The organism is Bacillus sp. XT-4 (assembly GCF_050864245.1).
Taxonomy (GTDB): Bacteria; Bacillota; Bacilli; order Bacillales; family Bacillaceae; genus Bacillus; species Bacillus altitudinis.
In genome coordinates this window covers 692,849-718,472 of record NZ_JBPAFI010000002.1, presented here as the reverse complement: position 1 = coordinate 718,472, position 25,624 = coordinate 692,849, and the positions used below count along the sequence as shown (strand labels likewise).

At 41.7% G+C, this 25,624-nt stretch carries 23 protein-coding genes; 13 read left to right on the top strand and 10 right to left on the bottom strand.

Annotation, left to right across the window (positions count from 1 at the left end):
* Window positions 1-41: 41 nt before the first annotated feature.
* Window positions 42-452 (top strand): DoxX family protein, encoded by a 411-nt coding sequence (locus tag ACRRMM_RS08930; protein ID WP_073415055.1) that lies wholly within the window; start codon window positions 42-44, stop codon window positions 450-452.
* Between the two features lie 191 nt (window positions 453-643).
* Here ACRRMM_RS08930 and ACRRMM_RS08925 read toward each other — a convergent pair whose 3' ends face one another.
* Entirely contained in the window at window positions 644-1,090 is a 447-nt protein-coding gene (locus ACRRMM_RS08925) for a ferritin-like domain-containing protein (RefSeq protein WP_428828860.1), read from the bottom strand.
* Between the two features lie 166 nt (window positions 1,091-1,256).
* Between ACRRMM_RS08925 and addB the strand changes: the two genes are divergently transcribed.
* From addB to ACRRMM_RS08900, 5 genes are read left to right on the top strand one after another with little or no spacing between them, the layout of a single operon-like run.
* The gene (gene addB / locus ACRRMM_RS08920) at window positions 1,257-4,766 is read left to right on the top strand and encodes a helicase-exonuclease AddAB subunit AddB (protein WP_428828861.1); all 3,510 of its coding nucleotides are present in this window, start codon (window positions 1,257-1,259) and stop codon (window positions 4,764-4,766) included.
* Window positions 4,744-8,448, top strand: coding sequence for a helicase-exonuclease AddAB subunit AddA (gene addA, locus ACRRMM_RS08915; protein ID WP_428828862.1), 3,705 nt, complete (start codon window positions 4,744-4,746; stop codon window positions 8,446-8,448). The genes addB and addA overlap by 23 nt, the downstream gene beginning before the upstream one ends.
* Before the next feature lie 25 nt (window positions 8,449-8,473).
* A complete protein-coding gene (gene sbcD, locus ACRRMM_RS08910; protein WP_007499123.1) occupies window positions 8,474-9,649 on the top strand; it encodes an exonuclease subunit SbcD in 1,176 nt (391 codons plus the stop codon).
* On the top strand, window positions 9,646-13,041 hold the full coding sequence (sbcC, locus tag ACRRMM_RS08905; protein ID WP_432450823.1) for an exonuclease subunit SbcC: 3,396 nt from the start codon (window positions 9,646-9,648) through the stop codon (window positions 13,039-13,041). The genes sbcD and sbcC overlap by 4 nt, the downstream gene beginning before the upstream one ends.
* A 17-nt stretch (window positions 13,042-13,058) precedes the next feature.
* Window positions 13,059-13,358 (top strand): hypothetical protein, encoded by a 300-nt coding sequence (locus ACRRMM_RS08900; RefSeq protein WP_025207111.1) that lies wholly within the window; start codon window positions 13,059-13,061, stop codon window positions 13,356-13,358.
* A gap of 47 nt (window positions 13,359-13,405) precedes the next feature.
* On the opposite strand, the gene ACRRMM_RS08895 is transcribed toward ACRRMM_RS08900, so the two are convergent.
* The 8 genes from ACRRMM_RS08895 to ACRRMM_RS08860 form a co-directional block, all read right to left on the bottom strand.
* Window positions 13,406-13,624 carry a spore germination protein gene (locus ACRRMM_RS08895; protein ID WP_003211468.1) on the bottom strand — a complete coding sequence of 73 codons (219 nt, stop codon included), beginning with the start codon at window positions 13,622-13,624 and terminating at the stop codon, window positions 13,406-13,408.
* Between the two features lie 22 nt (window positions 13,625-13,646).
* The gene (locus ACRRMM_RS08890) at window positions 13,647-14,081 is read right to left on the bottom strand and encodes a spore germination protein GerPE (RefSeq protein ID WP_065460098.1); all 435 of its coding nucleotides are present in this window, start codon (window positions 14,079-14,081) and stop codon (window positions 13,647-13,649) included.
* The gene (locus tag ACRRMM_RS08885; RefSeq protein WP_003210893.1) at window positions 14,081-14,257 is read right to left on the bottom strand and encodes a germination protein GerPD; all 177 of its coding nucleotides are present in this window, start codon (window positions 14,255-14,257) and stop codon (window positions 14,081-14,083) included. The genes ACRRMM_RS08890 and ACRRMM_RS08885 overlap by 1 nt, the downstream gene beginning before the upstream one ends.
* The gene (locus ACRRMM_RS08880) at window positions 14,254-14,868 is read right to left on the bottom strand and encodes a spore germination protein GerPC (protein ID WP_008348607.1); all 615 of its coding nucleotides are present in this window, start codon (window positions 14,866-14,868) and stop codon (window positions 14,254-14,256) included. Before ACRRMM_RS08880 ends, ACRRMM_RS08885 begins: the two co-directional genes overlap by 4 nt.
* A gap of 31 nt (window positions 14,869-14,899) precedes the next feature.
* Entirely contained in the window at window positions 14,900-15,133 is a 234-nt protein-coding gene (locus ACRRMM_RS08875) for a spore germination protein GerPB (RefSeq protein ID WP_017360215.1), read from the bottom strand.
* A gap of 14 nt (window positions 15,134-15,147) precedes the next feature.
* Window positions 15,148-15,369: a spore germination protein gene (locus ACRRMM_RS08870; protein WP_003211745.1), complete on the bottom strand. Its 222-nt coding sequence runs from the start codon at window positions 15,367-15,369 to the stop codon at window positions 15,148-15,150.
* Between the two features lie 127 nt (window positions 15,370-15,496).
* Window positions 15,497-15,658, bottom strand: a complete 162-nt coding sequence (locus ACRRMM_RS08865; RefSeq protein ID WP_008348605.1) for an aspartyl-phosphate phosphatase Spo0E family protein — start codon at window positions 15,656-15,658, stop codon at window positions 15,497-15,499.
* Between the two features lie 122 nt (window positions 15,659-15,780).
* Window positions 15,781-16,875: a CotH kinase family protein gene (locus ACRRMM_RS08860; protein ID WP_428828863.1), complete on the bottom strand. Its 1,095-nt coding sequence runs from the start codon at window positions 16,873-16,875 to the stop codon at window positions 15,781-15,783.
* Between the two features lie 201 nt (window positions 16,876-17,076).
* Here ACRRMM_RS08860 and cotG point away from each other — a divergent pair, with 201 nt between their 5' ends.
* The 3 genes from cotG (at window position 17,077) to ACRRMM_RS08845 (ending at window position 19,091) form a co-directional block, all read left to right on the top strand.
* On the top strand, window positions 17,077-17,598 hold the full coding sequence (cotG, locus tag ACRRMM_RS08855) for a spore coat protein CotG (protein ID WP_167764454.1): 522 nt from the start codon (window positions 17,077-17,079) through the stop codon (window positions 17,596-17,598).
* 127 nt (window positions 17,599-17,725) lie between these two features.
* Window positions 17,726-18,631, top strand: a complete 906-nt coding sequence (locus ACRRMM_RS08850; RefSeq protein ID WP_007499116.1) for a fumarylacetoacetate hydrolase family protein — start codon at window positions 17,726-17,728, stop codon at window positions 18,629-18,631.
* 91 nt (window positions 18,632-18,722) lie between these two features.
* Complete coding sequence (locus ACRRMM_RS08845; RefSeq protein ID WP_007499115.1) at window positions 18,723-19,091, top strand: YisL family protein; 369 nt, start codon at window positions 18,723-18,725, stop codon at window positions 19,089-19,091.
* 38 nt (window positions 19,092-19,129) lie between these two features.
* Here the strand turns inward: ACRRMM_RS08845 and ACRRMM_RS08840 are convergent, their stop codons facing one another.
* Window positions 19,130-19,657, bottom strand: a complete 528-nt coding sequence (locus tag ACRRMM_RS08840; RefSeq protein WP_008348597.1) for a DUF2777 family protein — start codon at window positions 19,655-19,657, stop codon at window positions 19,130-19,132.
* Window positions 19,658-19,812: 155 nt separating this feature from the next.
* On the opposite strand from ACRRMM_RS08840, the gene asnB reads away from it, so the two are divergent.
* The 4 genes from asnB (at window position 19,813) to ACRRMM_RS08820 (ending at window position 25,623) form a co-directional block, all read left to right on the top strand.
* Window positions 19,813-21,654, top strand: coding sequence for an asparagine synthase (glutamine-hydrolyzing) (asnB, locus tag ACRRMM_RS08835; protein WP_024720029.1), 1,842 nt, complete (start codon window positions 19,813-19,815; stop codon window positions 21,652-21,654).
* 147 nt (window positions 21,655-21,801) lie between these two features.
* Window positions 21,802-23,319, top strand: coding sequence for a phytoene desaturase family protein (locus ACRRMM_RS08830; protein WP_428828864.1), 1,518 nt, complete (start codon window positions 21,802-21,804; stop codon window positions 23,317-23,319).
* Window positions 23,316-24,791: a phytoene desaturase family protein gene (locus tag ACRRMM_RS08825; RefSeq protein WP_428828865.1), complete on the top strand. Its 1,476-nt coding sequence runs from the start codon at window positions 23,316-23,318 to the stop codon at window positions 24,789-24,791. The genes ACRRMM_RS08830 and ACRRMM_RS08825 overlap by 4 nt, the downstream gene beginning before the upstream one ends.
* Complete coding sequence (locus tag ACRRMM_RS08820) at window positions 24,784-25,623, top strand: phytoene/squalene synthase family protein (protein ID WP_024720032.1); 840 nt, start codon at window positions 24,784-24,786, stop codon at window positions 25,621-25,623. Before ACRRMM_RS08825 ends, ACRRMM_RS08820 begins: the two co-directional genes overlap by 8 nt.
* Window position 25,624 lies beyond the last annotated feature (1 nt).

Sequence of the window (25,624 nt, the reverse complement as noted above, 5' to 3'; positions counted from 1 at the left end):
ACATTACATGATGTAGTGTAAAAATAGGAGGAAATCACTATATGAAAACAAATCAAGAAATAGGAACACTTTTTGTACGCGTCATCTTAGGCATTATTTTCTTTTTACATGGACTTCAAGCATATCAAGGTGGACTAGGAGGCACTGCTGCATTTTTTGGTCAAATTGGTGTTCCTGAATTTATGGCCTATATTGTCAAAACAATTGAACTGGTTGGTGGAATTGCCCTGATTCTAGGTTTAGGCACACGTCTTTTCGCAGCTTTATTTGTGCCAATTATGGCTGTAGCCATTATCACAGTTGGTTTTTCAAGAGGATTTGTGGGCGGTTATGAATTTGAACTTTCTTTAATGGTCATGGCGCTTTACTTGACACTTAGTGGCAGCAAGATGCTTTCGATTGATGGATTGTTAAAACAACAGCAGCAAAGCAATGAAGCAAAATTTCATTAAATAACAAAAAACTCCTTCTGCGATTTGTAGCAGAGGAGTTTTTTTATGGTCAAAAGGTCGTTTTATCATTAAAAAAGGAAAAGCGAAGAGGCGTTTTGATGATGACAGCCCTTTATTTCACATATTGAATGAGCAAAAAAGCAATTTCATTTTTTGACGGAACATACGATCTCCTATTAAAATAGGGGTAACTAAGAAACATGGTGCGTTAAAAGATATAGAAACCAGACAGCATGCTGCTGTTCATCTTGAGCAATACGCTTCATTAATTCCTTTGTTCCTTGATCACGGACATAGTCTGATACCGTTAAGTAAAAATCGACTGTTTTTTGTTCGTCTTTAAAGGCAAATAAGAGACCTTCCCTAAATTGGTCTGGACAAGGCTCTGTTATGCTTGGTTTGTGGTTTTTACCAGTCAAAGAATAGTATAGCTTTGTAAATAGCTGATAATGTCTGACTTCATCCTGACGTATTTCTTGAATGATTTTTTTCGCTTCAGGATTTTTTGCTTTTTGTGCAAGTTTTTCATAGCATTGGATCGCAGAATATTCGCCATTGATGGCCTTTTCAAGGTCTGCAATGATCCTTGTGTTTTGGCGCATGTCATATGGCGAGTAGTCATAATAAACGTAATACATGATATTGCCAGCCTCCTTTTAGATCATGATGGTTTATGATATGAAAAGAGTCGGGAAAGGTGCCTATTTTCTTTTCAATCGGAGGAGAAAGGGAAGGTGATAGGAAAATAGCTATTTACCTTTATTTTCGCTAGAATATGAGTACATAAGAAAGGTGTTGTGGAACGTGGAGATTCAGTTTTTAGCAGGCAGATCGGGGAGTGGAAAAACGACTGCAATTCTAGAAGAAATCAAAGAACAACTGCGGCTTGATCCGCTGGGTCCGCCAATCATTTTTTTAGTCCCGGATCAAATGACATTTTTAATGGAATATGAGCTTGCAAAAACGTCTGAAGCTGGTGGAATGATCAGGGCCAAAGTCTTTAGTTTTACTCGGCTTGCCTGGTCTATATTACAGCAGACTGGCGGTGCGAACCGTCAATTTGTCACAAGCACAGGAATTCAAATGCTCTTAAGAAAAGTAATAGAAGAACAGAAAGACAAGTTTAAGGTATTCAAAAAGGCGAGTGATAAACCGGGATTTGTTGAGCAAATAGAAAAGACGATGGCTGAATTCAAAAGGTACTGTATGATGCCGGAGGATATTGAAAAAATCTCGGCATCCAGCATGCATTCAGAGTATACAGAAGAAAGACGTGCGGCGGAAAAATTGCATGATCTTCATGTTCTTTATCAGCAGATGGAGCAGCATCTGCAAGATGAGTATGTGCACTCAGAGGATTACTTGACACTTCTGGCTCAGCAAATTCCTTTATCAGAAGAATTGAGAGGGGCACACATTTATATAGATGGTTTTTATCAGTTTACCCCCCAGCAGCTTCTTGTCATTGAACAGCTTTTGCTACATGCAGAAAAAATAACAGCTGCATTCACAGTGGATCGTTCCTATCATGACACGCAGCCAAATGAACTTGATTTATTTCGCATGACAGGTAAGACATATTCCCAGCTTTATCAGTTGGCCAAAGAGTGCGGAGCGGCTATTTCTGAGAACATTTTGGAGAGAAATAAGCGGCATCTTCATACCCCAGATCTAGCTTATTTAGAAAATCAATATGAACAGAGACCTTTGCAGCCATATCAAGAAGAAACGCCTCACCTTACCGTATCGAAAAGTGCAAATAAACGAGCTGAAATTGAGGGAGTAGCGAGAGATATTCTTGATTTAGTAAGAGGGGAAGGTCTTAGGTTACGAGACATCTCAATTGTTGCAAGACATGTAGACGACTATAAAGATACGTTAAAAGAGGTGTTTCGAGATTACGATATTCCTTTCTTTATTGATGGAAATGAATCGATGCAGTATCATCCGCTCATTGAGTTCATTCGTTCGAGCCTCGATGTCATAAAAGGGAACTGGCGGTATGAGGCGGTGTTTCGCTGTGTGAAAACGGAGTTCTTATTTCCGCTTGAACTCGCCAAAAACAAAGCGAGAGAACAGGCGGATCAGCTTGAAAACTATTGTATTGCTTACGGTGTAAAAGGTGAACGCTGGACGAATGGTTCACGCTTTCATTATCGCCGCTTCCAATCACTAGATGAAGATTTTGGACAAACCGATCAAGAAATAGAAATGGAGCAAATGCTGAATGATGTAAAAGAATGGATTGTTCCGCCTCTCTTTCAATTGCAAAAAAGGTTGAAAAAAGCGCAAAAGCTAAGAGACATGGTGGAGGCAGTGTATGTCTTTCTAGAGGAAGCCCAAGTGCCAGAAAAGCTTGAAAAGGCAAGGCTTGAGGCAGAAGAAGCAGGCAGGTTAGCTGAAGCGATGCAGCATGGGCAAGTGTGGGATGCTGTCATTCAATTGATGGATGAATTTGTTGAAATGCTGGGCGAGGAGGAGCTCTCATTTCCATTATTTCAACAGATGATAGATACAGGACTGTCCTCTCTCAAGTTCGCTTTGATTCCCCCTTCACTTGATCAAGTGTTTATCGGAAGTATGGATTTATCCAGAATGTATCAAGTAAAGTGTACGTTTGTCATTGGAGTAAATGATGGGGTTATACCTGCACGACCCTCTGATGAAAGTGTATTGTCTGAAGACGACCGGGAATGGTTAAAACGGGCAGGAGCAGAGCTGGCAGAGACAGGGAAGGAACGGCTGCTGGATGAACAATTTTTGATATATCAAGCGCTGTCCAGTCCATCGCACTACCTGTATGTATCCTATTCAGCTTCAGATACGGAAGGGCGGTCTCTTTTGCCTTCGACCCTCATCAAGTATTGTGAGGAACTGATGCCAAACCATCAGCAAGCCCTCTATGTGTTAGATCCAGAGCAGTTGGAAGATCAGCAGCAATTAAAATTTGTAACAAACGAGCATGTCTCGTTATCCTATACCGTTTCGCAGCTGCAACAATGGCTCAATCAATATCCGATCAGCGGCGTATGGTGGAGTGTATATAATCATTTGATGACCTCGTCCAACCGTGACGTATCAAAAAAAATCATGTCCAGCTTGTTCTTTACAAATAGAGCGAAACGTTTAAAGCCGAATGTCACAAAAGAACTTTACGGTGACCATATTCAGGGCAGTGTTTCAAGAATGGAGAAATTCAATGCATGTGCATTTTCTCATTTTGCTTCCCACGGGTTAAAACTAAAAGATCGACAATTTTACAAATTAGAAGCACCTGATATCGGCCAGCTCTTTCACTCGGCTTTAAAACTGATTTCAGATACGCTTGTTGAACAAAAAAAGGATTGGAAAAACTTAACGAAGGAAGATTGTGTGACCTACTCAAGGCATGCAATCGAACAGCTGGCTCCACGTCTGCAAAAAGAAATTTTATTAAGCTCTAATCGGCATGCTTATATAAAAGAAAAGCTCCAAAAAATCCTCATCAGGGTGTCTTCTATATTAAGCGAACATGCAAAAGTGAGCGGATTCTCTCCGGTTGGACTTGAGTTAGGTTTTGGAGGTCAAGGACCTCTGCCGCCGTTTACTTTTCAATTAAAAAACGGCTGCACGATGGAGCTTGTTGGAAGGATTGACCGAGTGGATAAAGCAGAAGGATCAAAAGGACTTCTATTAAGAATTGTCGACTATAAGTCCAGTGAGAAGGGACTTGATCTAGCAGAAGTTTACTACGGTTTAGCCTTGCAAATGCTCACTTATTTAGACCTGACCATTACGTATTCTAAAGAATGGCTTGGCATGGAAGCGACACCGGCAGGAATTTTATACTTCCATATTCATGACCCGCTCATTCAAGCCCCTATTCCGCTCGCAGAGGATGCAATTGAGCAGGAAATATTGAAGAAATTTAAAATGAAGGGTCTATTGCTCGAAGATGTGGAAGCAGTGAAGTTGATGGATCAAACACTCGAATCAGGAAGATCACAAGTCATCCAAGCTGGTTTGAAAAAGGATGGTTCTTTCCGATCTGACTCTGCGGTATTAAGTGAAGATCATTTTCATATTCTCACAAAACACGTTCGGCGAACCTTTGAAGAGGCAGGAGAAAGAATTACAAGCGGTGAGGTAGAGATAAACCCATATAAATTAAAGGATCAAACCCCTTGCCGCTTTTGCTCCTTTAAGTCTATTTGCCAATTTGATGAATCAATAGAAGATAATGAATTTAGGGTGCTCACCTCTGAGAAGGATGATGTCATGTTAGACCGGATCAAAAAAGAAGGGGATCAGTATGCAAATACCAAAACCGAATAATAGTACTTGGACAGATGACCAATGGAACGCCATCGTTTCAGAAGGACAAGATATTCTTGTTGCTGCGGCTGCAGGGTCAGGGAAAACAGCGGTCTTGGTTGAACGGCTCATTCGAAAAATGACTCGGCCGGAGCAGCCAGTTGATGTGGACAGGCTGCTCGTAGTGACTTTTACCAATGCTTCAGCAGCAGAAATGAAGCACCGGATCACTGAAGCACTTGAAAAAGAACTATCTAAAAACCCTGGTTCCCTTCATATGCGGAGACAGCTGTCACTTATGAATCGTGCCAATATTTCTACCTTGCACTCCTTTTGTTTGCAAGTTCTCCGTACCTTTTATTATGAGATTGACATTGATCCAGGTTTTCGTTTGGCTGATCAAACAGAAGGAGAATTACTAGGAGATGAAGTGTTAGATGAACTGTTTGAGGATGAGTATAAGGCTGGAAAGCCGTCATTCTTTGAACTCGTTGATCGTTACACATCTGATCGGCATGATTTAGATCTTCAATGGCTTGTCAAAAGAATTTATGAGTTTTCTAGGTCACATCCAGCGCCCGAACAATGGATGCGGGCATTCCTTTCTCTTTATGATGTGGATACACAGACAAAGGTAGAAGAGTTACCCTTTTATCCATATATCAAAGAGGACCTTTCTCTCGTTTTAAGAAGCTGTCAGGAACTGCTGGAACAAGCGCTCACTTTATCAAAAGAGCCGGGCGGTCCAGCACCGAGAGCAGAGAATTTTATAGATGATTTAGAGCAAGTAAATGAATTAATAAGGCAGCAAGATGATTTTGGGACACTTTATGAGCTTTTGCCAAACATCAATTTTAAAAGGTTAAAGACTTGCAAAGGGGATGACTATGACCCAGCTCTGTTAGAAAAAGCAACAGATGCACGCAATCAAGCCAAAAAACAATTAGAAAAGCTAAAAGATGAATACTTTATGCGCAGTCCCGATCAGCATTTAAAAAGCTTGGCTGAAATGAAGCCAGTTGTAGAAACACTTGTAGAGCTTGTGATTCAATATGGAGAGCGTTTCGAAAGAGCAAAACAAGAAAAATCAATCGTAGACTTTTCGGATCTAGAACATTATTGTTTGCGCATTTTAGCGAAGCAGGACGCAGAAGGAAATCTCATTGAAACAGAAGCGGCTAAATACTATCAACAGCAATTTGAAGAAGTACTTGTGGATGAATACCAGGATACAAACCTTGTCCAAGAAACGATTTTAAAGCTCGTGTCTAAAGGAAAACATCCTGCCGAAGGCAACCGCTTTATGGTTGGTGATGTGAAGCAGTCCATTTATCGCTTTAGACTTGCAGAGCCGATGCTCTTTTTAAATAAATATAAACAATTCAAAGCAGACAGCAAAGAAACAGGTAAAAGAATTGATCTAAATAAAAACTTCCGCAGCCGGGCTGATGTTTTAGACAGTACCAACTTTCTGTTCAAACAGCTGATGGGAGAAACAGTTGGAGAAATTGAATATGACGAACAAGCTGAATTAAAGCTTGGAGCGAGTTATCCGCAAAGCGAAGACACGACGTCAGAAATGCTTCTTGTTCATTTAGATCAGCACGACACAGAAAACGATGAAGAACGAGAAGAGCTAGAGACGGTACAATTTGAGGCGAGAGTGATTGCGAAGAAAATAAAAGAATTGGTAGAACAGCCTTTTCAAGTGTACGATGCAAAACAGCAGCTGACCCGCAACTTGCAGTATCGAGACATTGTGATCTTGCTTCGCTCAATGCCGTGGGCTCCGCAAATGATGGAAGAGTTGAAGAAGCAGGGAATCCCTGTTTATGCGAATCTTTCCTCAGGTTATTTTGAAGCTACAGAAGTATCTGTCATTCTTTCTTTGTTAAAAGTGATTGATAATCCATATCAAGATATTCCGCTCGCTGCTGTTTTAAGGTCACCTCTTGTTCATTTAGACGAAAATGAGATGGCACTGATTAGAACAAGTGATAAAAAAGGCACTTATTATGACGCTGTGAAGGCATTTATGAGTGTGACACACTCTGATCATCCGACATGCAGAAAGCTGGAGCGTTTCTTCCTTCAATTACGCAAATGGCGTGATTTTTCGATTCAGCATTCGGTAGCAGAACTGATTTGGGAAGTGTACCGAGATACACAATATCTAGATTATGTCGGCGGGATGCCAGGAGGTAAGCAAAGACAGGCAAACCTTCGGGCTTTATATGATCGAGCGAAACAGTATGAAAAGGCTGCATTTAGAGGGCTATTTCGATTTCTTCGATTTATTGAAAGAATGCAAGAGCGTGGAGATGATCTTGGAGCGGCAAAAACGTTCAGTGAAACAGAGGATGTTGTCCGCATGATGACCATTCATAGCAGTAAAGGACTCGAATTCCCTGTTGTGTTTACTGCAGGACTTGGCAGGAACTTTAATATGATGGATCTAAATCAGTCCTACTTGCTCGATAAAGAATTAGGTTTTGGCAGCAAATATATTCATCCTGAGCTAAGAATTAGTTATGCAACATTACCGCTGATCGCGATGAAAAAAAAGATGAGAAAAGAACTATTATCTGAAGAACTGAGGGTTCTATATGTGGCGCTCACAAGGGCGAAAGAAAAATTATTTTTAGTCGGTTCTGTCAAAAATCAAGTGAAAGCTTTAAGCAAGTGGCAAAATGCCGCAAACGGAGACGACTGGCTCCTCCCTGATTTTGAACGTTATCAAGCGAGAACATACTTAGATTTTATTGGCCCTGCTCTTATCCGTCATCAAGCGATGTCATCTCTTTTAGAAGAATCGAGAGAAGTCGTTCTCTCTCATCCATCATCATTTTCTATCACCTTTCATCAAGCGTCCGATCTTCTAAAAGAAGACATGTTACTTGAAAAACAAAAACAAGACGAAGTGGTACAAGCATTAATGGAAGGGGTGCCTGTTGAAGGATATGGCGAGTACGAGGAGGAAGTAAAAGAAAGGCTTTCATGGCGATATCCATATTTAGCGGCCTCCCAAGTAGGGACAAAGCAGTCAGTTTCTGAGATCAAAAGAATGAAAGAAATACAGGATGAATACAGTGTGCCTTCTTCCGTTCGAAAAGCTCGTGCGACATTGTACGAACGACCGGCTTTTATGAAGAAAAAAACACTCACAGCCGCAGAACAAGGGACGGCCATGCATACAGTCATGCAGCATATCCCTCTTCCTTCAAATGAACCATATGATGAATCTCGTGTAGAAGAGCTGCTCCATTCTTTAAAAGAGAAAGACTTACTAACAGATGAACAAATCCAGTCCATCAATCGAGAAGGAATTGTGGCCTTCTTTTCTACTGCTATTGGTCAAAAACTGCGGAAAGCGGACTGGGTGAAACGAGAAGTATCGTTTAGTATGGTTTTACCGGTTAAAGAGGTATACAGCCATATTGATGCAGAAGGTGAACCTGTGCTCATTCAAGGAATGATTGATTGTTTATTTGAAGCAGATGGCAAGCTCTATTTACTTGATTATAAAACAGATCGAGTGACTGGCAGATTCTCAGGTGGCTTAGAGGAAGCTGAAGCGATGTTAAAAAAACGCTATGAAACGCAAATATCGTTGTATACAGCAGCGGTAGAGCGTTTAACAAACAGAACATTAGAGGAGAAAATCCTTTATTTCTTTGATGGAAATCTAGAAATTTCTTTATAGGTGGAATGAATGAGAGGTGAATCACATGAGGATTCTGCATACAGCGGATTGGCATCTAGGGAAAACCCTTGAAGGCCGAAGCAGGCTTGAGGAGCAAGCGGAGTTTTTAGATGAATTAAATCAAATCGTCAAGGATGAACACATTGATGTCATTGTGATGGCAGGCGATGCCTTTGATACAGTGAACCCTCCTGCTCGCGCAGAACAGCTTTTTTATGAAAGTCTGTCTGCATTATCTGATAAAGGAAAGCGTCAGGTGGTTGTGATCTCTGGCAACCATGATAACCCAGACCGTTTATCAGCCGCATCTCCTTTAACGAATGAGCAGGGGATTCATTTAATTGGATATCCGACAAATGATTTAATTCATGTCGATGTTCCTTCTGCAAGTGAACGTCTATCTATTGCCGCACTCGCTTACCCATCCGAAGCAAGGCTAAACGAGGTGCTGGCTGAAACATTTGAAGAGAAACTGCTCCGTGATCAGTACAATTTAAAAATACAACAAATGTTTCAACATTTAAGCAACCAATTTCAGGCGGATACGGTTAATATCGCAACAAGTCATATTTATGTGGCAGGTGGCAGTCAAACGGATTCGGAAAGGCCGATTGAAGTGGGAGGCGCATATACCGTTGCGGCCGAAAGTCTGCCTGAGGCGGCTTGTTATGTCGCACTGGGGCATTTGCATCGCCCCCAAACCATTAAACGTGCCAAAACGATTGCCCGCTATTCTGGCTCTCCACTTGCATACAGCTTTTCTGAAGCAGGCTACGCCAAATCAGTCACCATTGTGGATGCAAAACCGAATGAAACAGCAAGCTGGAAAGAAGTGTTTTTATCAAGCGGTAAACCACTTATGAAGTGGAAGGCGACTGAAGGGCTGAGCCAAGTACACAGTTGGCTGGATGAAAAGCGGGATCTTCAAGCCTGGATTGATTTAGAGATTCACTTAACAGATCAGCTGTCGATCGAACAAATTCATCAGCTTAGAAAACAGCATAGTGGATTTGTCCATATTAGACCAAAGTTTAAAGAGTTACAGCAAAAAGAAGAACAAAAACAAGTGGAAAAGCTCTCGATTGAAGAGCGGTTCGTGAAATTTTATGAGCGTCAGACAGGTGGAGGTCTACCTGATGAAAAAACCGTCAAGCTATTTTTAGAGCTTGCCAATGACATGCAAGAGGAGGAAGCGAATTGAAGCCGATCACGCTAACCATTAAAGGACTTCATAGCTTCAGAGAAGAGCAAACCATTGACTTTAGCTCCTTATGTGATGCAGGTGTGTTTGGTATTTTTGGACCGACTGGAAGCGGAAAATCGTCCATATTAGATGCCATGACACTAGCACTCTATGGCAAGGTCGAACGTGCACTCAATAATACGCATGGTATTTTGAACCAAGCTGAAGAAAAGCTGTCTGTCTCCTTTACGTTCGCTTTGCAAAGGGAACACCATATTTCTTATAAAGTGGAACGTGCCTTTAAAAGGGCAGATGAAATGAAGGTTAGAACGACGTTATGCCGATTGATTGAAATTGGTGATACGCAGACAGTTCTTGCAGATAAAGCAAGTGAGGTCAATCGTAAAATAGAAGAATTACTTGGTTTAACCATTGACGATTTTACGAGAGCGGTTGTTTTACCCCAAGGAAAGTTTGCGGAATTCCTTTCATTGAAAGGAGCCGACAGACGCCAAATGCTGCAGCGTTTGTTTAATTTGGAGAAATATGGTGATCAGCTCGTCAAACGTTTACGCGCAAAGGCTCAAAAACACTATGGTCAGAAAAACGAACTGCTGGCTGAACTGACTGGATTAGGAGAAGCTGGTCCAGAGGCATTAGCGAAAGCTAAAGAAGCAGCTGCGCAGGCGCAAGCTATTTTTCATGAGAAAAAACAAACGCGGGACGAAGCGTTCACTGCTTTTACAAAAGCGCAAGCCATCTGGCAGTATCAAAAGGAACAAGAAGCGTACGAGAAGGAACAACACAACCTCAATCTGCTGGCATCCACGATGGAAGAGAAAAAGAATCAACTTCACATTGCAGAGCAGGCAGAGACATTAAAGCCTTATGCGGATGCATTAACAAAGGCTGAAAAGCAGCTCTCTCAAGCATCAAAAGAGAAGCAGGAAGCAGAAAAACATTTACTTCATCAACGAACGATCTATGATCAAATGACGCAGGAGTATGAGCAAACGCGGCAAAAGAAAATGGAAAATGAGCCAGAGCTTCTTCAAAAGAAAGAGCAGCTGATTCAATTAAAAGAAATTGAACGAAAAAAAGAAACAGCTCTTCAGGAAAAGACCGTACTAGAGCAGCAAAACCATGAAAAAGCGCAGCAATTGACTCAAAAAAAAGCGGAAGCCGAAAACGTGCAATCTTTATTAGAGCGTGCGCTTGCGAAACAAACACAGTTGAAGCATGAGCTGGAACAATTACAAGTCTCTGTCAAAGAGCGGAAACTTGTACAAGACGCACTTCGTTTCAGTGAAAATGTTCAAAGAATGAATGTGAGCATTCAAAAGGAAGAACAAAAGATTGAGGAGCTAAGACAGCGTTCAGCACAGGCGACACAATCGTATGAAAAGCTTCAAAAACAGCAAAAAGATCATCATGAAAAAATAAATCAATCGTTTCAAGCGATAGAGCAATTGTATTTTTATGTATGTGAATTTGAACGAGGTCTTACAGAATGGAGTCATAAAGAGCAGGACAAAAAACAAGAAAAATTAAAACAGCGTGATGTTGTCAGATCGGCAGAATTAAGAAAAGAATTAGCGGCAGAGCTAGTAGACGGTGAACCATGTCCTGTTTGTGGATCGATTCATCATGATCCAAAGGCTGTGATAGACAATGTCCATGAAGAAACGGTTGCCCAAATTGATGAATGGATTGTAAAAATGGATAAAGAGCTCAAGCTGGCAGAGGAATATGCTAGAGACATGTTTGCTGCAAAGCAGCTGCTTGAAACGCATGCCAATCAATTAGTTAAACAGTTCTCCTTTTTATCTCAAAAAGCCCCCGATTCTGAAGTAGCTGCAGCAGTAGAAGCAGTACAGAATCCGCAGTCTTTGCACCAGCTGATTCAAGAATGGAAAGGCGTAAAACAAGATATTCAAGCAATCGAAAGCAAACGAGCTCGTTTAATGGACGTCACTTATGATCAAGCGGCAGAAATGAGCAAAGTCAAAGATCAACTGACATTTGAGCAGCAGCGCATACAAGAACTAGACATGCTGATCAAGGAGCTTCGATCTGAGCTTTCCGAACAACTGACGCAATTTGAACAGACCTTTCCTCACCTGACAATCAACCAAGTGCAGGAAATGCAGCAACAAATTGATGAAAAGGATCAACAAGCGGAAGGTTATCAAGAGCGTATTGAGAAGAGTATTTCTTTTCTAGAGGAAAAACAGCAGGCAAAAGAGCATCTGCAAACAGCCATATACGATCTAGAGAAGGAACTCGATAAGCTGGCGCATCAGCTGGGAAGCCAGCAACACCTGATCGATCAATATGAAACAGATTTACAGCGATATCCTTTAAAAGCCGCTTCTCTTTCTGATGAACTGGACGAAGTTCAACAATCTCTTGCTCATTTAAATGAAAAAGAACAGCAATCGTACGAGCAATTTAAGCATGCACAGCAATTATTTAGTGAGGCACAAAGCCATTTCTCAAGCAGTGAACGTCAGCTCCAAGAGGCGAAGCGGCGAAAACAAGAAGCTGAGAAAGCGTGGCAAAAAGAAACAGCATCTACTCCTTTTGCTCATCCTCAGGAGATAGCACCTGCTTTAATGGATCGATCTGTACGTCTTACAGTCAAACAGGAAATTGATGAATTTGAGGATAAAAGAAAGCAATGTGCAGCAAACTTAAAGCGAATTTCTGAACTGTTAAAAGGTGAGTCGCTGGATGAAGACGAGTGGACAGACATTCAACTAAAAAAAAAAGCGGCGGAAAAAGCGCTTGAAGAAGCGACAGCGCTGAGTGGATCTGCACAAGAGCATCTGCGAGTGATTGAAGCAAACCATCAGCGCTTTGCAAGCATTCATGAACGCCTTGAAGAACTGCAGCAAGAAATTGACCGGCTGGATAAGCTTCAAACTGTGTTTAAAGGGAATACATTTGTTGAGTTCCTAGCAGAAGAACAGCTAGAAAGTGTCAGCCGTGATGCTTCTCATCGTCTTGGGATTTTGACAAGACAAAGGTATGCCATTGAAGTCGATTCAGAGGGCGGTTTTGTGATGCGGGATGATGCCAATGGAGGTGTCAGACGTCCGGTATCCAGCTTGTCTGGGGGAGAAACTTTCCTGACGTCTTTAGCACTTGCTCTTGCTCTGTCTGCACAAATTCAGCTGAGAGGTGAGTTCCCGCTGCAATTCTTCTTCTTAGATGAAGGATTTGGTACACTCGATCAAGACTTGTTAGATACGGTGATTACAGCATTAGAGAAGCTGCAGTCTCAAAATTTAGCTGTTGGTGTGATCAGCCATGTGGAAGAATTAAAGATGAGACTGCCAAAGAAACTGATTGTCCACCCAGCAGATCCAAGCGGGAAAGGAACAACAGTCTCGATGGAATTAATGTAAAGTGAGGTGATCTCAGGATGGCAAAGCAAACGATTGGATTATGTGAGCTGTGCGGAAGACAAGAGGTCGTCCTTACGGAACATCACTTGACCCCAAAAGAAGAGGGCGGGGCCTTTCTACCGACTGCCTTCCTGTGTATCCCTTGCCATAAACAAGTACATGCTCTTTATACAAACCAGGAGCTTGCCGCACGTTTGAATACGCTGGATGCACTAAGACAAGATGAAAAGCTTGTTCCGTACATCAAATGGATTCGAAAGCAGCCGGCAAGCAAGCTGGTCAAAACAAAGAAATCAAGACAACGCAGAAAGAAATGAGCATAAAAAAGCGCTCCTCTAAATGAAATGAGTGTAGAGGAGCCGCTTTATGCATTGCCTACCATATTCTGATCATTTAAGTCAGGATCCACATAGTTGGTGGCGCTAATGCCATTATTTAAAATCAAGAAATCTCCGGTATTCCCCGCTCCAGAGCCTAAAGCAGATTTTGAAGAACTTTTAGGCGAAAGATAAAATGAGTCACCGACGTTTACGACGCCCCCAGAAATCGAGTTAATGTAAATGGGTCCGACAATTGCTGGCATAATCGACATCCTTTATTCGAAGTCATATCACCATCATATGCGAAGGTAGGTCCAATTGTGAGTTTGGCGGATGTTCGTCATTGTTGCTAAATAACTCTCGAATATGCTTCACTCGCGCAACGGCATTTATTCCGCACGTAGAGCCAATTTGATAGATAGAGGAGGAAGAGACCCCTTCTACATGAATGGACGACACTTTAATGAGAGGCTTTTCATGATAAAAGGCCGTTCTAACCGCTCGTTCTGGCAGCATCAATGGGATCGGCTCATAATACACTTCAAATTCTTTTGCATCTAGGTTTTCAGCTTCATTTCCATAAAACAAACTAATGGTTCGCTGAACAGCTAACACCTTCACGTTCGGGCATAGCTCTTGTGTATCACCAATTTGAACAACACTCGCAATCCCGACAGAATTCACCTTCGAGAACTTTACTTGAGATGTGCGCTTGATCATTATCGAGGGGCTAGAGGAACAAACGGGCCAATAATTAATGATTCTGGCGGTGTATCGAAAATCGATGACAGTTGTACGTGATCCGTGTCCCCGATAATAAATAGGGAAGAGGACGATACCCCAACTACTTTAATGCTTCCGGTTTCGATGTTGCGGTTGACGACTGTGAAATTCATCCGTTTTCCTCTCCTTTCGTTTCATTTGGAATATGGGCTAAAAAGTGCTCGATTGCCCGTTTGACATCATGTTTCACGTATTCAGCAATTTGCTCGGAACGTTGAAGCGGGGTCATATCTTCCCTTTGAGGCAGCTGCCCCGCATAATATTTGATTCTGCTGTCTATTTGTTTTCGAATGTCCTCAATGATATGGTGTTTGTTGCTTTCATCAAGCGAGCCTTCGTATCGCTGCTCTAGTTCTTCAAGAAGCTGCGGTGCTTCTTCATTTAAGAATGCATCGACAAGCTGGCGTGTTTGATTGAAAAATTGATCAGCCATTTCTTGCTGCATCATTCCAATTCCCGGAGTTGTTGTTTGGCCCACTTCAAAATTTTGAACACTATTTGGATCAGATGGATTGAGGCCGATATTTAATGTGCCTTCCAGCCGCTCGATTTTCAGTTGATCAAATTGATAATCAATCCGTTCAATCGTTGTTGTCGGTTTATCTTTGATCATTTGCATTTCTTGCTGAAGCTCGTTAAGCCTTTTTTCAAGCATCATGATTTGCTGTGTTTGCTTTTGAATGATGCCATACATTTGTGAAGCGCTGTTTTGATAGTCATACATATGCATACACCTCCGGGGATTGCAGATGAACTTATGTTGTTGGTGACTGAAGCGGTACAAAAGGTGCCGTGCTTGCGCCTTGAGCTTCTTGAATTCCTTGTGTGCCTGCTGCGGCAGGTGCTGCTTCTACGTAGCTACCAGTGTTATACAGATTGGAGAGTGCTTTGATTGATCCAGCACTGCCGATTTGAAGAACGGATGAGTTACTCACAGACTCCACACGTAAGTAATTAATTTGTATCGCTTGATTAATATAGAAGTTCAATGGATTCTCACTCCTTACAAGTTACCAACAAGCGGTTGATCAATGACATCACTATCATACGTATTTGTCACACTTTTATAGTTGCTAATGCGTAATTGATCACCAGTGTTAAAACTGCCTGCGCCGGCAAACGTTTTAACCTGACTATTTGGAGAAATGGTGATGCAATCTCCAACATGAACGACTCCGCTCGTTCCGACGGCATTTACTTTAAAGGCTCCAACAATAGCCGGCATAGCGGTGCACATCCTTTAGAAAAATAGGGCACTTCGTTTTTGGGCGTTTCACCATAGCTTATGATGGGTCTTTTAATATGTGATTGTCTTTTTGAAGAACTTTGATGAGAGGAATGAAGTGTATGGTTTACCCTTTATTCGAGCATTCTTTAGAGGTGGTTTTGATGCCTTTATTTAAGAGTGTGTCAAGCTCTTGACTGCACCTGATGGTTTCTTCGGCATTCATTCCGAATTTTTTTGCGGTCTCAATTAAATGTAATCTTTTTTGTTCAATTTCATAATTGATCATAACGGACGCCAACTCTCACATTTTTTATCAAATAGAAGGATATGGTTAGTATACCCTATTTTTCTATAAAAAAAGCTCTTTCGTCAATATGAGAACTAAAGTGACAAAATTCGAAAGTGTCTTTACAGGTGCGATGTCTCTTTTTTAATCTCAGTTTGTAAATAACGTCGTCTTTTGTTGATATACTGTCGGATTAATTCTCGCTCTGAACGCAGCATGTCTTGTCGGTTTTTCGTATATGGATCTTCTCCAATTCGCTGATCAATCGAAGCATGCCATGTCTCAATGATGGGGAGAAGCCGTTTTTCTAAAAAATGTGTATCTAGTACGTGCTGGAAAAGGGCATAATAGTCTCTTTTAAATGCAGGGATGTCTAGTAATCTAGCGGTTAATGTATTGAAACCGCTGACTGGAATATAATCAAACGCCATTTCCTCTCCGTGAATATCACGACCCCAAGTCGCATCATAATCCCAAGGCATTACTTGAAACCTTCCTTGATCATTCACATAAAGGGCATAGTTATGAACAAAGCCATCAAAATTTTGGGTACACACAACACCAATGAGCCAGCGGAAATATTGTGTTACATCAAGGTACTGCTCAATCTTACTTGCAAACGTGTCGTCCCTTGCGGTGTTCAAAAAGTAAATAAATTCACTCAGCTGCTTGTCGTGTTCAGGAGTTCCCGTTTTTTTCTCATAACCGAGAAGAAGATGTTTTTTAGGCTTTTTATCAAATGAACTTAAAAGAGAGAAATTGGCGTCATCATCTACAGCATAATAAATGCCGCCTCCATGCAGCTGTCGTTTTTGGAGGAACAGCTCATCTACAGATTCTATTTTTAAATAAATGCCTTCTTTTCTTCCATTAATGGTCAGAAACACATGAGAAGCGGACGGGCTGAACACACCCATTTGTTCAAAGAAATAAAAAGACAGCCTGTTGCGAATGAAAGAAGGATCATTGTACTCTGCATTTAAGTGAAAAAGGGATTCGCCCTGTCTTTGCTTTGGTTTTCGATATTCAATTTGATATGATTTTTTCTTGAGCTTTCGAATGTGTGATCCTCGGTATGAGGCATAAATATGTGACTTGGTTTGGCCGGTTTTCAGAATGGCCTCGACGGGTTCATCGTTCCATACGTCCTTTTTTAATTCCATGAGATCTTTTGGATGAATCCAGATATCCAGTTGTTTTAAAGGTTCTGTGTCCATGCGTTCATCACCCTCCTATATCTCCTCCACTATATGAAAATGAAGGAATGTCCTGTACCTGCTGGTAGGTATTCATGGAGTTTTCTAAGAAAGAGGCATTCGCCAAGAACACTTGTCTATCGAGTCTCGTAACATAAAGCAGAGAAGATAAACAGCTTTGTCTGTTTGTTTTGTCAGCACAGATTGGGAGGGGAATTGTTCGTGAGCACATTTGATCATTCTCATATTGAGCATGCAGTTGATTCACTTCGAAGTGAGGGGCGTGATCATCACTTAGATCGTGAACCTGAATCGGGACATTCACACAAATCATCTCGTTCTCGTCATTCAAATCGCCGTCACTGGTTCTTTGGTGGAGGCGGCTGCCGTAAGTCACATCGCAGCAAAAAAAGCCATAAAAGCTATCGTTCTAAAAAAAGTCGCTGCTCAAAGAAAAGTGTAAAGAGCGAGAAACCATGTAAAAGTAAAAAGTCGTATAAAAGCAAAAAGTCTTGCCGTAGCAAAAAGAGTGAACCAAAAAAATCATGCCGCAGCAAACACAGATCACATCATAAGAAAAGCTGCCGCAAATCACACCGTAGCCATCGATCTAAACGTTCTCATCACAAACGGAGTCACTCTTGCCGAAGATGCGGGAAGAAAAAACATCATTCCCGCCATCAAGGAAATGTTGATCGTAAATGGGATCAAGGGAATATGTGGGAGTATCGACGCTACCGCTAAATGTCAGGTCTTCATTTTTGAAACCCTTTTTAAAAGAGAGTATGATAAAAAAGGGTTTTTTTTATTTCGTAGAGAAATAAAAATGAGACATCATAATGTAGTGAAATGAAGATTGTGAGGGGAAAACATGAAGTTTTTTACAGGTGAGATACATAACAGATTGTTTATCGGGGTCGTCATTGATGATGAATGGGTGATGGACGTCAAAAAGGCAGAAGCAAAACTATTTGAGCTAGAAACATTGCCAAACTCTTTATCTGAATGCATCAATATGGGGGACAAGTTTGTCGAACACGTCAAACAGCTTCTTGATTGGGCGGAGAAAAAAGAAGAAGACCGCGGCTCTTATGTCTATCCGCTTTCGGACGTGACACTCCATGCACCGATTCCAAAACCAACGAAAAACATCATGTGTGTTGGGAAAAACTATCAAGATCACGTCATGGAAATGGGAAGTGCGGCAGATATTCCTAAAGACGTGATGATCTTTACAAAGGCGCCTACCTCTGTTGTAGGGCATGAAGCGGACATTCTTCTACATGAAGATGTGACAAGTGAATTGGATTACGAAGGGGAGCTTGCCATTGTCATTGGCAAAACAGGAAAGAATATTGCTCCTGAAGAGGTCCACGATTACATTTTCGGTTACACCATTTTAAATGATATAACGGCAAGAGATTTGCAGAAAAAACACAAACAATTTTTCATAGGAAAAAGCTTAGATACAACTTGTCCAATGGGACCTTATATCGTTCACAAGTCAGTGATCGAGGATCATGGAGCACTCCATGTGGAAACAAAGGTAAACGGAGAGGTTCGTCAGTCTGCCAGTACGGAATTAATGATCTTCCCAATTGAAGACATTGTGTCAACTCTTTCAAAAGGGATGACGCTGGAAGCGGGAGACATCATTGCAACAGGTACACCTTCTGGAGTCGGCAAAGGTTTTGAACCGCCAAAATTTTTAGCCTCAGGCGATCAGGTTGAAGTAACAATTGAACCAATTGGGACGTTATCAAATCGCGTCAAATAAAGGCGTGTTGACACAGGATTGTCGCTTTGTGTTCGACTTATTTCGTGGTACGATGAGAAGGTAATTGTTCTGATAAAGGGGGAAATCACAAATGGGAACACATTTACATATTACAGCGTGGGTGCTAGGTATTATTTTATTTTTCGTTGCCTTTGCATTAGCAGGTAAAAACGATAAAGGCGCTAAAATTGTGCATATGATCGTACGACTGTTCTACTTGATTATTATTGCAACAGGCGTAGAGCTGTATGTTCGCACAGGAATGAAAATCCCGGGTTACGGGGGCGAGTATGTTGGAAAAATGATACTTGGTATTCTTGTGATTGGTTTCATGGAAATGGTCCTTGTACGCAAGAAAAAAGGAAAATCGGTGACGGGTGTATTCATTGGTTTTATCGTGGTTGCCATTGTGACCATTCTTCTAGGCTTACGTCTGCCGATCGGTTTCCATATCTTTTAAGATAAAAAGGGCATTGCTTATCAAAAGCAGTGCCCTTTTTATGTGAGATCAAACTGAGACATCAGCCGGTGACCGTCAGATGTCGTCCATTCCAATTGAACTTGATTTGTACCCGAATGATGGTGGCATTGAAGGGCAAGTGATTGCATGTCTCCTGAAAACTGAAAAAAAGACACGCGATGAGAAGGATGGAAGGAAGAGAAGACACAATCATAGACGGAAAAGCCAAGCTGTTCTACATGGTCAATGATCTGATAAAAGACGCTTTCTGGTACGAACATAAGCAAATCAAGCCACCCTTTAGAAAGAGACGCTGTATATTGAATGCGTTCACCGCCTTTTACCTCCATCAACTTCCCATTATCACAAAGAACGACAGACCCGAGCAATTCTCCTTTTGTCCATCGATCCTTTTCTTTCAAACAGATCATAGAACTTTGAAGGCTTTCAGGCAGCATGATGTCTCCTTCTTCGTCTTCAATCAGACAATGACCGTTTTCCATCAGTAAGTACCCGTTACACCATTTTGGGTGGTTTTGCTGAAGATAGGTCATGCGGTTCTCCATTCGCAAAACCTCCTTTCCTCTTTCTTTTCTTACCAAATGAAGCTTGTCCTATACACAGGGCAAAAAAGGACAAATCAACTATCAAGGAGACGATGCATAAACTAAGAAAGGCTAAATGAGAACACTTGATGAAAAACGGATGGGAGCTGATGATGATGTGTGGAATAACAGGCTGGGCAGACTTTAAAAAGCAGCTCATCCAACAGGATCATGTAATCAATCAAATGACAGATACATTATCTAAACGAGGGCCGGATGATACAAATACGTGGAAAAGTGAGCACGTTCTTTTCGGCCATAAACGGTTAGCTGTTGTCGATGTTGAAGGTGGAAAGCAGCCGATGACATATACCCATCAACACCATGATTATACGGTGGTATACAATGGAGAACTCTATAACACGGAGGATATACGAAAAGAATTATTCAAAAGGGGGCACCGCTTTCTTGGGCATTCTGATACAGAGGTTCTTCTTCACGCCTATACAGAATGGAAGGAAGAGTGTGTGACCCATTTTAATGGAATTTTTGCATTTGTCATTTGGGATAGTGAGCGTGAATTATTATTTGCAGCGAGAGACCGGCTCGGTGTCAAGCCATTTTTCTATACAGAACGTCATCATTCCTTTTTGTTTGGTTCAGAAATCAAAGCACTTCTGGCTCATCCTGAGATGAAAGCCAAAGTCGATCATGAAGGCTTATCAGAAATTTTTGGCCTAGGGCCGTCTAGAACACCAGGGCAAGGCGTATTTAAAGGGGTGAAAGAGCTGAGGCCGGCACATGCCCTAACCTTTTCAAAAGATGGTTTGCGTGTGTGGAGGTACTGGAATGTCAAAAGCAAGCAGCATACAGACTCGCTTGATGACACCGCTCAGCACGTGAAGGAACTATTTACGGATGCCGTTACAAGACAGCTCGTCTCTGATGTGCCTGTATGTACGTTTTTATCGGGTGGAGTGGATTCTAGTGCCATTACAGCCATTGCCGCCAAGCACTTTGAGAAAATAGGGAAAGCCCCGCTGCATACGTATTCCGTTGATTACGACGGAAATGATCAATTCTTTGAAGCAAGTCAATTTCAGCCCAATGCTGACGGGCCGTGGATTGATCGAATGACCAAAGCGTTTCAAACGAATCATCACAGCTGTATCATCGGGCAAAAAGAGCTGGCTTCTTATTTGAAAGAAGCGGTTGAAGTGCGAGATTTGCCGGGGATGGCAGATATTGATTCTTCCTTACTATGGTTCTGCCGAGAAATTAAAAAGGATTTTGTTGTTGGTTTATCAGGTGAATGTGCAGATGAAATTTTTGGAGGTTACCCATGGTTTCACATGGCAAGCGAAACCAATGGATTTCCGTGGATGAGATCAACGGAAGCACGCATTCAGCTTCTTCAAGACTCATGGCAAAAGAAATTATCACTGAAGGAATATGCGCAAAGCAAATATGAAGAAACCGTGGCAGAAACCCCTCTTTTAGATGGAGAAACCGGAGTAGATAAAGCCCGAAGAGAACTTTTTTACTTAAATATGATTTGGTTTATGACCACGCTTCTGGATCGAAAAGATCGTATGAGCATGGGGGCGAGCCTTGAGGTACGTGTTCCATTCGCAGATCATCGTCTTGTTGAGTATGTATGGAATATTCCTTGGGAAATGAAAATGTATGGAAATCGGGAAAAAGGGGTTTTGAGGAAAGCATTAGAGGGAATTTTACCGAATGAAGTGCTTTATCGCAAGAAGAGCCCTTATCCGAAAACACATCATCCTGCTTATACTCAGGCGGTAAAAGAGATGTTAACAGATTGTCTCGCGCAAAAGGATTCTGTGCTTCATGAATTTTTAGATCCACATCAATTAAAACAGCTGATTGAAACGGAAGGGGCTTCTTTCCAGGTTCCTTGGTATGGTCAGTTAATGAAAGGCCCACAGCTCATTGCCCATTTGGCACAGATTCATCATTGGTTTGAAACATATCGAATTGATATAGAAGCATAACAAAGGGTCGGCTTTCTTGCACTTGTTGAAAGGAAGTCGGCTTTTTTGCTACATAACATGAGACTTTTAGAGCACATCAAAAGTTGATCTAACCGCTTCAATTTGTATAATTAACTTAAAGTGAATTAATTTGGAGGAAAAAGGATAATGAAAATCATTGTGATCGGAGCAGGACCAGGGGGACTTGCAGCAGCTATGATGTTGCAAAGCAAAGGACATGATGTTCATATATATGAAAAACAGTCCTTTGTTGGCGGACGTAACTCTAAGTTTCAACTTGGTGATTTCACGTTTGATACAGGTCCTACTTTTCTCAGTATGATTCATATTGCAGAGGAGCTATTCACCTTTGCCGGTAAGAATCTCTATGATTATATAGATGTGATTGAATTAAAAGAAATGTATAGATTAATCTTTCAAGATGAGAAGCTTGATATGATTCGAGATCGAGACGAAATGTACAAACGACTAGAAGCCTTTGCACCTGGTGAGGGCGAAGGGTATGTACGTTTTATGAATGATACAAAACGAAAAATGGACAGCCTAACGCCGATTCTACAAAGTAAAATGGATCGTTTCCATCATTATTTGCGTCCAAAAGTCATCAAAGCACTTCCTCAGCTCTCATTAAATAAAAGCTTATATGATGTGCTGTCGGATTATTTCTCAAATGAATCAGTGAAATATGCCTTTACATTCCAATCAAAATATTTAGGGATGTCACCTTGGGAATGCCCAGGAGCGTTCTCAATTCTTTCCTTTATGGAGCATGACACAGGCGTTTATCACCCGAAAGGCGGAGTGAATCAGCTGTCAGAAGCGATGGCAAAGGCAGCTGTTGAATCTGGGGCTACCCTTCATCTATCAACTGGAGTTGAGAAGTTGCTGACGGAAGGCAGGAAAGTGAAGGGCATTCGCTTAGAAACTGGTGAAGAAATACAGGCAGATGAGGTCGTCGTAAATGGTGATTTTGCACACGTGATGACAAAGCTTGTAGAGCCGGGGCTTTTAAAGAAATATAGCGAGAAGAAACTGAAAAAGAAAAAATTCTCATGCTCCACCTTTATGCTGTACCTAGGTTTAGATATGATATATGATGAGCCGCATCATACCATCGTTTTTTCCGATGACTATGCGAAGTTCGTCAAAGAGATTACGAAAACCTTTGAGCTGCCGGATGATCCATCCATTTATATTCAAAATGCAAGTGTGACAGATGATTCGCTTGCGCCAAAAGGCAAGTCCGCTCTTTATGTGTTAGCACCCGTTGCCAATAATCAAAGCGGTATTGACTGGGAAGCGCATCAAGAAGAATTTAGAGAGCTTGTGCTGGATACACTGGAGCGGAAAACGGGCTTTAAGAATATCAGGCAGCATATTGAAGTCGAGCGGATGATCACGCCGAAGCATTGGGAAGAAGAGCTGTATGTATATGAAGGAGCTACATTTAATCTTGGACATCAGTTGACGCAGATGATGGTACTCAGGCCGCATAATGAATTTGATGAGTTGAAACACTGCTGGCTCGTTGGTGGAGGAACCCACCCAGGCAGTGGATTGCCAACCATTTTAGAATCAGCTCGTATTACGACAAATGCGATTCTGTCAAAAGAGAAACATACGCATAAAAGAGTGCCACATCAAGAAAAGGGGAGCGCCTCATGAAAAAACATATATTGATTGCTGGCGGCGGTATTGGCGGAATGATCTCAGCCCTCTATTTAAAAAAAGCTGGACATGATGTCACCCTTGTTGAAAAAAATGAACGGCTCGGCGGGAGACTTGCTTTTGTACGTGAGAAAGGATATAAAGTAGATGAAGGTCCGACCATTGTCCTACTTCCTGATATGTTAAAAGGCATTTTACATGACGTAGGCATTGATGAAACATCTCTTGATCTCTTGCAGCTCGATCCGCTGTATACGATCCACTATCAAGATGGAACCTCCTACACGAAATACTCTGATACACGGCGACAACTAGAAGAAATCAAACGTGTATTTCCAAAGGAAGAACAGGGATATTTAACATTTATGCAAGAAATGACGGATCGGTTTCAAGAAGGGCAGGAAGCTTTTCTAGAAAAATCATTTCATGAAAAACGAACCTTTTTTACAAAAGCGAACATGAAGATTTTAATGAAATTAAAAGCATATCGAACCGTTCAAAGTTCTCTCAAAAAATATTTTTCAGATGAGCGCCTCCGAGATGCATATGCACTTCAAACCCTCTATGTCGGAGGAAATCCGTATGAAGCATCCGCCATTTATTCGCTTGTTTCATATAGTGAGCACGCACACGGAATTTACTATTTAAAAGGCGGATATGCGAGTTTAGTAGATATATTGGAGAGACAGCTCTTAAAGACGGGTGTACGCATAAGAAAAAGTGAAGAAGTCGCACAATTTGAGTTTGAGGGGAAACGTGTGGTCAAGGCAAAAATAAATGATGAGCACATAGTAGCTGATGCATTTGTGATGAACGGAGATTATCCAGCGGCGTTAAAACAGCTTGGTTTAGGTGAACAAGACCGGCGTAAATACGTTCCATCCTCCGGCTGCGTGATGGTGTATCTAGGGTTAAACAAAGTATACGATGAAGCACCTGTTCATCAATTTTTCATGGGAGAACACTTTGATCAGCATATGAGAGAGGTGTTCCAAACGAAAACGATACCTCAAGATCCATCATTTTATACGTTTAATCCATCGACCATCGATCCATCCCTTGCCCCAGAAGGCAGCAGTGTCCTATATATGCTCATTCCTGTTCCATCAGGAGATCACATCAACTGGGAACAAGAGACAGACTTTGTGGATAAAATGGTGGAGCGTCTTGAAAAAAGAGGCTTTCCACAGCTGCGAGAGGCGGTTGTCTGGCATAAGGTGAGAACACCGAATGATTCAATGCGAGAAGGATTGTTTGAAGGCGGCAGCTTTGGACTCGCTCCTAATTTGTTTCAATCAGGTGTGTTTCGCCCGCAAGTAAAGGTTGCAGATGTAGACAATCTATATGCGGTAGGTGCTTCCATCCATCCCGGCGGCGGGGTACCGATCGTGATGCAAAGTGCAAAGCTCATGGCTTCTGTACTGCTTAAAGAGCTGAACAACAGAAAGGAAGTGAAGCTAAGTGGTTGATGTGCAAACAGCATTGAAAATATGTGAAGAGACCATTCAAACCCATTCAAAAACGTTTTATCGTGCCTTTTCCATGCTGCCTAAAAAGAAAAGACAGGCTGTTTGGGCTGTTTATTCCTTTTGTAGGAGAGCGGATGACATTGTAGATGAGTCTCCTTCACCAAAGGAAGAACTGGCGTCTTTTCAGGAGGCATTTGAACGTTTCTTGCAAGGAGAAGTAGATCGTGATGATCCAATGTGGGTGGCGCTGGAGTATACATTTCAACAGTTTCGTATGGATGAATCCCCATTCCGTGACCTGCTGCGAGGACAGGAGATGGATTTAGAGCAGCATCGATATGAAACGTTAGATGAACTGCTCATCTATTCCTATCATGTCGCAAGTACAGTTGGATTAATGCTGCTTCCGATCATTGCACCGCGTAAAAAAGAACAGCTAAAAGAAGCAGCGATTTCCCTTGGGATTGGCATGCAGTTGACCAATATTCTTCGAGACATTGGTGAGGATAAGGCGGAAAGGAACCGCATTTATTTGCCAAAACAAGTCATGGATCAATTTGGGTATACAGAGCAAGAATTACAAGAAGGGATCGTCAATCAAGCCTTCCAGCACGTATGGGAATATATTGCGTTTGAGGCAGAGGCGTACTATGAGGAATTTTTTGACCATCTCCATGAATTCCCACTTTATTCAAGGATACCAGTGAAAGCAGCTGCTCACTTTTATAAGGCTATTTTAGATAAAACTAGAGAAAACGAATACCGCGTCTTTACGAAGCGGTCATATATTTCAACACAAGAAAAAGCACTTATTTTAGAAGATATTACGTAAT